We start from the raw sequence: 11,640 nt of genomic DNA, 5'->3' as shown, positions 1-11,640 counted from the left end.
GGCGATGAAATCCGCGCCAACCATGCAGCCGATAGGTCGCCACCCAGCGCCTGACCGTGGAGGCCTCCAGGCTGTGGCGACGAGCAACGGCTTTGACTGATGTGGAGGTCTTGCAGGCCTCTTTGGCGACCTGCAGTTTGAAACGAGCGTCGTATCTGTTCATGTATCCCTCGGGGTTGGATCTGGCGTCCAACTCCCGGGGGTCACTTCAGGGACGGGTTTACGGCGTCCCCGCAACCCGACACCGCCCCGCCCAACAAACAGAAAAGCCAGAGCCGACTGTTGCTCCGGCTCTGGCTTCGGCGGTTGCCTCTGCGGGTGCCGGGCCGCAGGCCCGGCCGATAAACTCAGACCACTGGTTCGCGCAGGGCGGGGTTGTCCCAGCCCGGGCGCGGGGCGAAGCGGTCGCCGTGGCGCTGCTGCAGCGCCTTCAACCGCTCGACGATCGCATCGGCACCCACCGCACGGATGTGCTGGATCGGGCCGCCACGGAACGGCGCGAAACCGGTACCGAAGATCACGCCCGCATCCAACAGGTCCGCATCGGCCACTACACCTTCGTGCAGGCACGCAACCGCCTCGTTCAACAGCGGCAGGATCAGGCGGTCCTCCAGATCGGCCGGGGCCTGGTAATCACTGGCCACGTCCGGCTTCTTCGGCTTGCCGTTCTCCCAGGTGTAGATGCCCTGGCCATCCTTCTTGCCGCGCTTGTCCTGTTCCACCGTCTGCAGGGCCGCCGGAATCTGCAGGCCGAGGAACGGCGCCAGTTCGCGGCCCACGCCCGCAGCCACGTCCAGCCCCACGGTGTCGATCAGTTCGATCGGTCCCATCGGCATGCCGAACTTCACGGCGGCCTTGTCGATCACCGGGCCCGGAATGCCTTCGGCATACGCGGTGGCCGCTTCCAGCATGTAAGGGAACAGCACGCGGTTGACCAGGAAGCCCGGGCTGCCGGCCACCGGCACCGGGAACTTGCCCAGTGCCTTGCAGAACGCGGCCAGGCGGCGTTCGGTTTCCGGCGCCATGCCGTCGTGATGGATGATCTCCACCAACGGCATCTGCGCGACCGGGTTGAAATAGTGCAGGCCGGCGAACTGCGCCGGGCGCTGGATGTGATCGCGCAGTTCCACCAGCGGGATCGACGAAGTGTTGGTGGTCAGCAGCGCGTCCTGCTTCATCTTCGGTTCCAGCGTCTGGTACAGCGCACGCTTGGCCTCGGGGTTCTCGATGATGGCCTCGATCACCAGATCGGCTTCGGCCACGCCGTTGCCTTCCAGATCGGCACGCAGGCGCGCGGCCACGGCAGGGCGCTTGCTCTCGTCACGCACCTTCTTGGCGAACAGCGCCTGCGCGCGTTCCATGGCCGGGTCGATGAAGCGCTGCTCACGGTCCTGCAGGGTCACGTCGAAGCCCTTGTAGGCGGCCCACGCGGCGATGTCGCCGCCCATCACGCCGGCGCCGACCACGTGCACGTGACGGATGCCGGAATCACCACCGCCCAGGCCCTTCAGTCGCTCGGTCAGGAAGAAGATACGGATCAGGTTGCGCGCGGTCGGTGTACTGGCCAGCTTCACCACGGCGCGCCGCTCGGCGTCCAAACGCGCCTGGATCGGCTTGCCGCCACTGCGTTGCCAGGTGCTGATCAGCGCATACGGCGCCGGGTACTGGTCCTTCTTCGCCTTGCGCGCCACCTGCTTGACCATCTGCGGGGCCAGCAGCGTGCGCGCCAGCCAGGTGTTGGTGGCCCAGGCCGTCGCGCGCTGCTTGAACGGGCGGGCGGTGCCGGACAGCGCCAGCGCGACGGCGGTGTCGAGCACCACCGCCGGCGCCACCACCTTGTCGACCAGGCCGATGCCACGCGCGGCCGAGGCCGACAGGGTGCGGCCGGTCAGCATCATGTCCATCGCCGCCGGTGCACCCACCAGTTGCGGCAGGCGGGCGCTGCCGCCCCAGCCCGGGAAGATGCCCAGCTGGGTTTCCGGCAGGCCGATGCGGGTGCTGCTGTCGTTGGAGGCCACGCGGTAGCGGCAGGCCAGCGCCAGTTCGGTGCCGCCTCCCAGGCAGTGGCCATGGATCGCCGCCACGGTCGGGCAGGGCAGTTCGGCCAGCTTCTGGTAGGTGGCCTGGCCACGCCGGATCGCGTCGTTGACAGTGCCGCGACGGTCGAACTCCTGGAACTCCTTCAGGTCGGCACCGGCAATGAAGCCGGCCTTCTTCAGCGACTGGATCACCACGCCCTTGGGCGGATCCAGCGCGATGCGCTCAAGCAGGTCGCCCAGCTCCAGCAGCACGTCCTGCGACATGGCGTTGACGCTGCTGTCCTGACGATCCAGGGAGAGAACCACCACGCCGTCGTCGCGGATCTCGGGGTGCCAGTGGCTGAAGCGGAGACCATCGAAGCCTGAGAGCATGGACGTTCCATCCGGTTGTGTATGGAGAAGCGGCTATGATCCAGAGGTTGTTTCCCCCGCGTCAAATCCCAATAGCAGGGGAGTGGCGCCCCCGGATCCATGGCCGTGGACCGGGACGCTAACGGAACGGTGGTTAAAAGCTGGTGCGGCGCCAGGTGATCGGCGACTGAACTTTTCCCGGGATTGGCAGTCTCATTGCCCGACGTCGGTTGGGCTGACAGGAGTGCGGCCCCTCATGGCCGAGGTTGATACACCACAGGAGCTGGATCTGGAACTGGTCCGGCGCGTGCAGCACGGCGAGAGTGCCGCCTTCGATGTCCTGGTGCGCAAGTACCAGCATCGGGTGGTGGCCCTGGTCGGTCGCTACATCGCCGACTGGAGCGAATGTCAGGACGTCGCCCAGGACACTTTCATCCGCGCCTACCGCGCGATCGGGAGTTTCCGTGGCGACGCCCAGTTCTCAACCTGGTTGCATCGAATCGCCGTGAATACCGCCAAAAACTACCTGGCTTCACACAATCGACGGCCGCCGACCGATGACATCGACATCGGCGACGCCGAACAGTTCGACACCGGTACCCGCCTGCGCGACACCGACACGCCCGAACGCGAGTTGATGCGCCAGGAGCTGGAACAGACGGTAATGAAGGCCGTCAACGCGCTGCCGGAAGAACTCCGGTCGGCAATCACCCTGCGCGAGGTGGAAGGCCTGAGCTACGAGGATATCGCGCAGAAGATGGGGTGCCCGATCGGCACGGTGCGTTCACGGATCTTCCGGGCGCGCGAGGCGATCGACACCGAACTCCGGCCGCTGCTGGACATCGGCAGCGCCACCCGTGAGAAGAGCCGCGTATGACCAGTAAACCGTTCAACGAATCGCAGAACCACCAATCGCCCGCCGGACAGCGCCTGGACCAGCGCCATCGCGAGCAGCTGTCGGCCCTGGTCGATGGTGAGCTGGGCGCCGACGAAGCGCGCTTCCTGCTGCGCCGGATGGAGCACGACCCCGAGCTGGCCGGATGCCAGGAACGCTGGCAGCTGCTGGGCGACGTGATGCGCGGGCACGCGTCGGCGCTGGCGCCGGCCGGCTTCAGCGCGGCCGTGGCCGCCGCCATCGCGGCCGAACCGGCGCCGCAGGTCGAGTCGCGTCGCCAGGTACGCCGCAGTGGCTGGCGGGCCTGGGGCGGCGGCGCCGCCCTGGCCGCATCGGTGGCCGCCGTCGCGCTGTTCATCGGCGGCGAGAAGCTGAAGGAGGCCACGCCGGGTGAACCGCTGGCGCCGCAGGTGATCGCCAGCCAGGCGGAGCTGGCGCCGGCGCCCACCACGCCGGCCCCGGTGACCGAGGCTTCGGTGGAGACGGCCGCGATGGCCGTGGCTGCTGCGCCGGCTGTGGCGATGGCCGCTTCCAGCCGTCGTCAGGACGCCCGCCGTGCCAGCGCCACGCGTACCCAGCAGGCTGCGCGTGCCGCCCAGCGCGACGAGGCCCCGCAACGGGCCGTCGCCGCAGCTCCGGCGCCGTTGACCCCGACCGTGCCGGCCAACGCCAGCCGCAACCTGCCGTTCGGCGAGGTGGGCGGACTGCAGGCCCGGCCGTGGCCGCGCTCCAGCCTGGCGCCCGCTGCCGGTGGCGCACTCAATGCCAGCTTCCCGGCCCATGCCGGCGGCGCGGCGTTCTATCCGTTCGAGCCGCGCCTGCAGGACGACCTGCCGGTGCCGCCGCGCCCGCGCGACTGAGCCGGGCGCTTTCACGCCCCGCCGCCGGCGGGGTCCGTATTCCTCTTTCCATCCGATCCGGAGGTTGCCGTCCGATGACTCCCCGACTCCGCACGCAGGCCATGGGTCTGCTGGCCCTGACCCTTCCCCTGGTGGCCTGCGCACAGGCCCCCGCGCCTGCCGCGCAGACCCAGCCTGCGCCAGCTGCAGCAGCGCGGGCACCGGCGCAGCCGCTGGTCAGCGGCCTGCCCGACTTCACCAATCTGGTCGAACAGGTCGGCCCGGGCGTGGTCAACGTCGACACCACCATCGTCCGCAACAACCGCCAGGTCGCCCGCGGCCCGATGGGCGACGATGACATGCCGGAGTTCTTCCGCCGCTTCTTCGGCCCGGACTTCCCGATGCCCGGGCAGGGGCCGGGTGGGCCGGATGGCGGCCCCAGCATCAAGGGCCGTGGCATGGGCTCGGGCTTCATCATCTCGCCCGATGGCTATGTACTGACCAACTACCACGTGGTGGCCGATGCCAGCGAGGTGAAGGTCAAGCTGGGCGACCGCCGTGAGTTCACCGCGAAAGTGGTGGGCAGCGACCAGCAGTACGACGTCGCGCTGTTGAAGATCGACGGCAAGAACCTGCCGACCGTGCGCGTTGGCGACTCCAACTCCCTCAAGCCGGGCCAATGGGTGGTCGCGATCGGCTCGCCGTTCGGCCTCGATCACTCGGTCACTGCCGGCGTGGTCAGTGCCCTTGGCCGCAGCACCGGCGGGCCGGACCAGCGCTACGTGCCCTTCATCCAGACCGACGTGGCGATCAACCAGGGCAACTCCGGTGGCCCGCTGCTGAACACGCGTGGCGAAGTGGTCGGCATCAACTCGCAGATCTTCTCTGCTTCGGGCGGCTACATGGGCATCAGCTTCGCGATCCCGATCGACCTGGCGATGAGCGCGGTCGAGCAGATCAAGAAGACCGGCAAAGTCACCCGTGGCCAGCTCGGCGCGGTGGTGCAGGAAATCGACGGCCTGAAAGCGCAGGCGATGGGCCTGCCGGACAGCCGCGGCGCCCTGGTCAACCAGATCGTGCCGGACTCGGCTGCAGCCCGGGCCGGGGTGAAGATCGGCGATGTGATCCGTTCGGTGAACGGCGCGCCGGTCAACAGCTGGTCCGACCTGCCCCCGCTGATCGGCGCGATGGCACCGGGCAGCCGGGTCACCCTGGGCGTGATCCGCGATGGCAAGCCACGCGACCTCAGCGCCACCCTGACCGCACTGACCGAAGATGCGCAGGCCAGTTCGCGTGGCCCGGCTGCCGGCAACAGCGATGCGGCTCCACAGGCCGGCGCCAACGCCCTGCTGGGGCTGGACGTCAGTGACCTGACCGCGCCGCAGCGCAAGCAGCTGGGCCTGGAATCGGGCGAGGGCGTGCGCATCACCGGGGTCAAGGGCCAGGGCGCGCGCGATGCGGGCCTGTCTCCGGGCATGGTGATCCTGCAGGTAGCCAGCACCCAGGTCGGCAGCGTGGACGCGCTGAACCGTGCGCTGTCCAGCTACAAGAAGGGCGACGTGGTGATGCTGCTGGTGCGCACCGGCAGCGGCAACAGCGCGTTCGTAGCGGTCAAGGCTGGCCAATAAGGCCGGTGCAGGGCCGCCCGGGCGGCCACGTGGTTCCCCCGAAGCCCCGCCCCGGCGGGGCTTCGGCCATTCCGGGCCCGGCTCGATGAGGCCGTTTTCGCGGGCGGGCGCCGGGCATGCGATAATCGACCGTTACCCTGACGACGCCGCGCGCCGCCGCCACCTATGTCTTCTGATTCGATGCGGAACATCCGCAACTTCTCCATCATCGCCCATGTCGACCACGGCAAGTCCACGCTGGCCGACCGCATCATCCAGCTCTGTGGTGGCCTGCAGGCCCGCGAGATGGAAGCGCAGGTGCTCGACTCCAACCCGATCGAGCGCGAGCGTGGCATCACGATCAAGGCGCAGTCGGTGTCGCTGCCGTACCTGGCCAAGGACGGGCAGACCTACCACCTGAACTTCATCGACACCCCCGGCCACGTCGACTTCTCCTATGAAGTCAGCCGCTCGCTGGCCGCCTGCGAAGGCGCGCTGCTGGTGGTCGATGCCGCCCAGGGCGTGGAAGCGCAGTCGGTGGCCAACTGCTACACCGCGGTGGAGCAGGGCCTGGAAGTGGTGCCGGTGATCAACAAGATCGACCTGCCCACCGCCGACATCGAGCGCGCCAAGGCCGAGATCGAGGCCGTGATCGGCATCGACGCCTCCGACGCGGTGCCGGTCAGCGCCAAGACCGGCCTGAACGTGCAGGATGTGCTGGAAGCGATCGTGCACCGCATCCCACCGCCGGCGCCGCGCGACACCGACAAGCTGCAGGCGCTGATCATCGATTCGTGGTTCGACAATTACCTGGGCGTGGTGTCGCTGGTGCGCGTGATGCAGGGCGAGATCAAGGCCGGTGACAAGCTGCAGGTGATGTCCACCGGCCGCAACCACCAGGTCGACAACGTTGGCGTGTTCACCCCGAAGCGCAAGGTGCTGCCGGCGCTGAAGGCCGGTGAAGTGGGTTGGGTCACCGCCAGCATCAAGGACGTGCACGGTGCGCCGGTCGGCGACACGCTGACCCTGGCCGGCGACCCGGCCCCGAAGCCGCTGCCGGGCTTCCAGGAAATGCAGCCGCGCGTGTTCGCCGGCCTGTTCCCGGTCGACGCCGAGGACTACCCGGACCTGCGCGAAGCGCTGGACAAGCTGCGCCTGAACGACGCCGCGCTGCGTTTCGAGCCGGAAAGCTCCGAGGCGATGGGCTTCGGCTTCCGCTGCGGCTTCCTGGGCATGCTGCACATGGAGATCGTGCAGGAGCGCCTGGAGCGCGAATACAACCTGGACCTGATCAGCACCGCGCCGACGGTGGTGTACGAGGTCCTGAAGACCGATGGCTCGATCATCAACATGGACAATCCGGCCAAGCTGCCGCCGGTGAACCAGGTCGAGGAGATCCGCGAGCCGATCATCCGTGCCAACGTGCTCACTCCCGAGGAGTACATCGGCAACATCATCAAGCTGTGCGAAGAAAAGCGCGGCAGCCAGATCGGCATCAATTACCTGGGCAGCCAGGTGCAGATCAGCTATGAATTGCCGATGGCCGAGGTGGTGCTGGACTTCTTCGACAAGCTGAAGTCGGTCAGCCGTGGCTATGCCTCGCTGGACTACCACTTCGTGCGCTTCGACGCCGGCCCGTTCGTGCGCGTGGACGTGCTGATCAACGGCGACAAGGTCGATGCCCTGTCGCTGATCGTGCACCGCAGCCATGCCGACCGCCGCGGCCGCGAGCTGTGCGAAAAGATGAAGGACCTGATCCCGCGCCAGATGTTCGACGTGGCCATCCAGGCCGCCGTTGGCTCGCAGATCATCGCCCGCACCACGGTCAAGGCCATGCGCAAGAACGTGCTGGCCAAGTGCTATGGTGGCGACGTTTCGCGCAAGAAGAAGCTTCTGGAAAAGCAGAAGGAAGGCAAGAAGCGCATGAAGCAGGTCGGCCGCGTGGAGATCCCGCAGGAAGCGTTCCTGGCCGTGCTGCAGATGGACAACAAGTAAGCCCGCACCGGCCCTGCGGGGCCGGTCGTCTGGTGACGTTGCAAAGGACCCTGAATGAAACTGTTTGAGATCCTCCTGGTCGTGCTGACCCTGGCCTCGGGCCTGATCCTGCTTGCGGACAAGCTGTACCTCGCCAAGCGTCGCGCCCAGCGCGCGGGCCTGCTCGATTCCGAGCCGGTGCTGGTGGATTACTCGCGTGCGTTCTTCCCGGTGCTGGCGATCGTGCTGGTCGTGCGCAGCTTCATTGCGGAGCCGTACAAGATTCCGTCCAGTTCGATGATGCCGAACCTGCTGATCGGCGATTTCATCCTGGTCAACAAGTTCTCCTATGGCCTGCGCCTGCCGATCAGCAACACCAAGATCCTGCCGTTTGGCGAGCCGTCGCGTGGTGACGTGGTGGTGTTCCACTTCCCCGGCCATGGCGAGAACGATCCGGCCAAGGGCGAGAACTTCATCAAGCGCGTGATCGGCGTGCCGGGTGACACCGTGGTCTTTGAAGGCGACGGCGTGATCCTCAACGGCGAGCCGCTGAAGTATGACAACAAGGGTATCTACGCCGGCCACAAGGGCCAGGCCGAGGGCGCCAACCTGCTGCTCGAGCACCTGCCGGGCCGCACCCACACGGTGCTGGAGACCGACTATCCGCGCGGCCAGGGCCAGTGGACCGTGCCGGCCGGCAAGTACCTGGTGATGGGCGACAACCGCGACAACAGCGATGATGGCCGGTTCTGGGGCCTGCTGCCGGAAGAAAACCTGCGCGGCAAGGCGTTCCTGATCTGGCTGAACTGCCAGGGCTGGTTGTGCAAGGATGGCTTCGAGCCGTCGCGGATCGGCTCGAGCATCAACTGAGTACCTTCACATCCAACGCGTATCTGGGGAGAACGCAATGAAGACGATGAACACGCAGCGTGGCATGACCTTGACCTCGTTCCTGACGGTCCTGATCGTGGTGGGCTTCTTCCTCTACATCGGCATGAAGCTGTTCCCGATGTATCAGGAGTACTACGCTGTGCGCTCGGCGATGAAGAGCCTGGCCAACGAGCCGGGCGTGGGCAGCATGGAGCCGGCGCGCATCCAGGACCTGTTCTTCAAGCGCCTGTACATCAACTACTCGGACAACGTGAAGCCGGCCAACGTGAAGTTCGACCGTCGCGACAATGGCTGGACCCTCAAGGTCAACTACGAAGTGCGCCGTCAGCTGATCGGCAACCTCGATGTGGTTGGCAAATTCGATTCTTCCCAGGACCTGACACGAAGCGGTGCCCAGTAAATTCATCCAACGTGGCGACCTGATCGGTCATGCCTTCAGCGACCCGGCGCTGCTCAAGCAGGCGCTGACGCATCGCAGTGCCGGTGCGCCGCACAATGAGCGGCTGGAGTTCCTTGGCGACAGCATCGTCAACATGATGGCGGCCGAGGCGTTGTACCGGCGCTGGCCCAAGGCCGACGAAGGGGCGATGACCCGTGCCCGCGCAGAGCTGGTGCGTGAAGGCGCGCTTGCGGTGATCGGGCGCAGCCTGGAACTGGGCGAGCGGCTGACCTTGGGCCCGGGCGAAATGAAGTCCGGTGGTCATCGCCGCGACTCGATCCTGGCCGATGCGGTGGAAGCCGTGGTGGCTGCGATCTACCTGGATGCCGGCTTCGAGGCCTGCCGGGCAGTGGTGCTGCCCTGGTTCAGTGCTTCGATCGAGGCGCTGCCGGCCTCGGGCCGGCCTGAGAAGGATCCCAAGACCCGCCTGCAGGAATGGCTGCAGGCCCGACAGAAGGCGTTGCCGCAGTACGAGCTGGTGTCAGAATCCGGTGACGACCACGCCAAGCACTTCCGGGTACGCTGCAACGTAGCCGACCCGGCCGCCAGCACCGAGGGCGAAGGCGCCTCGCGGCGGCTTGCCGAACAACAGGCGGCTGCGGCCGTCCTAGAACAACTGGATTCCAAGTGAGCGAACAAACTTCCCATCATTGCGGCAGCGTGGCCGTCATCGGCCGCCCGAACGTGGGCAAATCGACCCTGACCAATGCCCTGGTCGGCGCCAAGGTCAGCATCGTTTCCAACCGCCCGCAGACCACGCGCCATCGCCTGCTGGGCATCGCCACCTATCCGGAAGGACAGCTGGTGCTGGTCGACACCCCCGGCCTGCACAAGGTGCAGAAGCGGGCGATGAACCGGGTGATGAACCGCGCTGCGCGCGGCTCGCTGGAAGGCGTCGACGCCGGCCTGCTGGTGATCGAAGCCGGCCGCTGGGATGAAGAGGACAGCCTGGCTTTCAATGTGCTGCGCGACGCTGGCATTCCGGTGGTGCTGGTGGTCAACAAGATCGATCGCCTGAAGGAGAAGGGCGCGCTGCTGCCGTTCCTGCAGCAGGTGACCGAAGGTCGCGACTTCGCCGCCGTGCATCCGATCTCCGCGCAGAAGCGCAACGGCCTGGAAGCGCTGGTGCGCGATGTGCTGAAGCTGCTGCCGGAAGCCCCGCCAATGTTCGGCGAGGACGAGATCACCGACCGCAGCCAGCGTTTCCTGGCCGGTGAACTGGTGCGCGAGCAGCTGATGCGCCAGCTCGGCGAGGAACTGCCGTATGCCACCACGGTGGAAATCGAGCGTTTCACCGAAGATGGCAACCTGCTGCGCATCGGTGCGGTTATCTGGGTCGAACGTGAAGGCCAGAAGGCGATCGTGATCGGCAAGGGTGGCACCCGGCTGAAGGAGATCGGCGCCAAGTCCCGCCTGCAGATGGAACGTCTGTTCGGGGCCAAGGTGTTCCTGGAGACCTGGGTGCGCGTGCGTGAAGGCTGGTCCGACGACGAGGCCGCACTGAAGGCCTTCGGTTACGAGTAAGTCGTTGCGGTCGCTTCGATGCTGATCGAGGACGACACCGGCTTCGTGCTGCATGCACGGGCCTACCGCGAGACCAGCCTGCTGGTCGAAGTGCTGAGCGCGCAGCATGGCCGTATCGGCCTGCTCGCGCGTGGTGTGTCAACCGCCAAGGGCCAGGTGCTGCGCGCTGCCCTGCAGCCATTGCAATGGATACGCTTCAGTGCCCAGCAGCGCGGTGAACTGGCCCAGCTGCGCGGTGCCGAGGCGCTGGATGCCGCGCCACGCCTGGTCGGCCAGGCGATGTTGGCCGGCTTCTACCTGAGTGAACTGACCCTGCGCCTGGCCCCGCGCCAGGACCCGCTGCCCGGGTTGTACCTGGCCTACGGCGAGGCACGTGCGCGGCTGGCCGTGGGCGCCGGCCTGGCCTGGACCCTGCGTCGCTTCGAACGCGAGCTGCTGTCCGCGCTGGGCCTGGGTTTCGATCTGGACAGCGCCAGCGATGGCCAGCCGATCGACCCGGCGGCGCGCTACGAACTGGATCCTCAGGAAGGCGCGCAGCGACTGCTGAGCGAGCGCGGCGGGGAGCGCCGGGCGGCGGCCACTGGCTCGGCGCTGCTGGCGTTGGCGGCCGACGAAGAGCCCGCTGCCGCCGACCTGGCCAGCCTGCGCCTGCCGATGCGGCGGGTGCTGGCCCATCACCTCGGGCCGCGCGGCCTGAAGTCCTGGGAAATGCTCGAGCAGCTCGCACCCCGCAGGTAGGGGGTGTTCGGCAGGGCTTGCAGCCCTGCACCTGCCGAATCAACGGCAACGGCAAAAGCTGGCTACTCGTGGGTAGGCGGGGTGGGTCCGGTTGCGGGAGACGCCGTAAACCCATCCATGGGGGCTTGGCCGCGGCATCCATGCCGCGGACACTCCCGCAACCGGACCCACCCCGCCTTCGACAGTTTTCCGCGAGCTGTCGGAATGGCAATGGGGTCAGATCCGTTTTCCTTCGGAAAACGGATCTGACCCCCAGTTTGAATTTCGATATCTGACAGAGATTCATCCACGCATGGCGTGGATCTACCAGATCGCGGAAATCTGTCAGAGGCGGGGCGGTGTC

11 protein-coding genes are annotated in these 11,640 nt (G+C 67.0%); 9 read left to right on the top strand and 2 right to left on the bottom strand.

Annotated elements, in window-relative coordinates:
• Together VG543_RS17015 and VG543_RS17010 are read right to left on the bottom strand one after the other, a co-directional pair.
• Positions 1 to 163: transposase (locus VG543_RS17015; RefSeq protein WP_167693009.1), on the bottom strand; the 163-nt coding region annotated here is incomplete at its 3' end.
• A 184-nt stretch (positions 164 to 347) separates the two neighbouring features.
• Positions 348 to 2,411, bottom strand: coding sequence for a 3-hydroxyacyl-CoA dehydrogenase NAD-binding domain-containing protein (locus tag VG543_RS17010; RefSeq protein WP_346473901.1), 2,064 nt, complete (start codon positions 2,409 to 2,411; stop codon positions 348 to 350).
• Positions 2,412 to 2,646: 235 nt separating this feature from the next.
• Between VG543_RS17010 and rpoE the strand changes: the two genes are divergently transcribed.
• From rpoE to recO, 9 genes are all read left to right on the top strand, one after another.
• Complete coding sequence (gene rpoE, locus VG543_RS17005) at positions 2,647 to 3,267, top strand: RNA polymerase sigma factor RpoE (protein WP_019662172.1); 621 nt, start codon at positions 2,647 to 2,649, stop codon at positions 3,265 to 3,267.
• Positions 3,264 to 4,145 (top strand): RseA family anti-sigma factor, encoded by an 882-nt coding sequence (locus VG543_RS17000; protein ID WP_423179230.1) that lies wholly within the window; start codon positions 3,264 to 3,266, stop codon positions 4,143 to 4,145. The genes rpoE and VG543_RS17000 overlap by 4 nt, the downstream gene beginning before the upstream one ends.
• A gap of 74 nt (positions 4,146 to 4,219) precedes the next feature.
• The gene (locus tag VG543_RS16995) at positions 4,220 to 5,752 is read left to right on the top strand and encodes a DegQ family serine endoprotease (RefSeq protein ID WP_019662170.1); all 1,533 of its coding nucleotides are present in this window, start codon (positions 4,220 to 4,222) and stop codon (positions 5,750 to 5,752) included.
• Positions 5,753 to 5,932: 180 nt separating this feature from the next.
• A complete protein-coding gene (gene lepA, locus VG543_RS16990) occupies positions 5,933 to 7,726 on the top strand; it encodes a translation elongation factor 4 (protein WP_019662169.1) in 1,794 nt (597 codons plus the stop codon).
• A 54-nt stretch (positions 7,727 to 7,780) separates the two neighbouring features.
• Positions 7,781 to 8,575: a signal peptidase I gene (gene lepB, locus VG543_RS16985; RefSeq protein WP_423179229.1), complete on the top strand. Its 795-nt coding sequence runs from the start codon at positions 7,781 to 7,783 to the stop codon at positions 8,573 to 8,575.
• 37 nt (positions 8,576 to 8,612) lie between these two features.
• Complete coding sequence (locus tag VG543_RS16980) at positions 8,613 to 8,996, top strand: DUF4845 domain-containing protein (RefSeq protein WP_010482821.1); 384 nt, start codon at positions 8,613 to 8,615, stop codon at positions 8,994 to 8,996.
• A complete protein-coding gene (gene rnc, locus VG543_RS16975; protein ID WP_019662167.1) occupies positions 8,986 to 9,666 on the top strand; it encodes a ribonuclease III in 681 nt (226 codons plus the stop codon). The genes VG543_RS16980 and rnc overlap by 11 nt, the downstream gene beginning before the upstream one ends.
• Positions 9,663 to 10,559, top strand: coding sequence for a GTPase Era (gene era / locus VG543_RS16970; RefSeq protein ID WP_019662166.1), 897 nt, complete (start codon positions 9,663 to 9,665; stop codon positions 10,557 to 10,559). The genes rnc and era overlap by 4 nt, the downstream gene beginning before the upstream one ends.
• A gap of 18 nt (positions 10,560 to 10,577) precedes the next feature.
• The gene (gene recO, locus VG543_RS16965; RefSeq protein WP_019662165.1) at positions 10,578 to 11,297 is read left to right on the top strand and encodes a DNA repair protein RecO; all 720 of its coding nucleotides are present in this window, start codon (positions 10,578 to 10,580) and stop codon (positions 11,295 to 11,297) included.
• Positions 11,298 to 11,640: the final 343 nt, after the last annotated feature.

The sequence above is a fragment of the Stenotrophomonas sp. CASM101 genome, assembly GCF_049384845.1.
In the GTDB taxonomy this organism is placed as follows: Bacteria; Pseudomonadota; Gammaproteobacteria; order Xanthomonadales; family Xanthomonadaceae; genus Stenotrophomonas; species Stenotrophomonas hibiscicola.
Note: the sequence above shows the minus strand (reverse complement) of the source record. Positions and strands in the feature narration are given on the sequence as shown.

What these genes read in the sequence shown, in the direction of transcription:
- VG543_RS17010 (WP_346473901.1), bottom strand. Translation starts at nt 2,411, where the DNA reads ATGCTCTCAGGCTTCGATGGTCTCCGCTTCAGCCACTGGCACCCCGAG.
- rpoE (WP_019662172.1), top strand. Translation starts at nt 2,647, where the DNA reads ATGGCCGAGGTTGATACACCACAGGAGCTGGATCTGGAACTGGTCCGG.
- VG543_RS17000 (WP_423179230.1), top strand. Translation starts at nt 3,264, where the DNA reads ATGACCAGTAAACCGTTCAACGAATCGCAGAACCACCAATCGCCCGCC.
- VG543_RS16995 (WP_019662170.1), top strand. Translation starts at nt 4,220, where the DNA reads ATGACTCCCCGACTCCGCACGCAGGCCATGGGTCTGCTGGCCCTGACC.
- lepA (WP_019662169.1), top strand. Translation starts at nt 5,933, where the DNA reads ATGCGGAACATCCGCAACTTCTCCATCATCGCCCATGTCGACCACGGC.
- lepB (WP_423179229.1), top strand. Translation starts at nt 7,781, where the DNA reads ATGAAACTGTTTGAGATCCTCCTGGTCGTGCTGACCCTGGCCTCGGGC.
- VG543_RS16980 (WP_010482821.1), top strand. Translation starts at nt 8,613, where the DNA reads ATGAAGACGATGAACACGCAGCGTGGCATGACCTTGACCTCGTTCCTG.
- recO (WP_019662165.1), top strand. Translation starts at nt 10,578, where the DNA reads ATGCTGATCGAGGACGACACCGGCTTCGTGCTGCATGCACGGGCCTAC.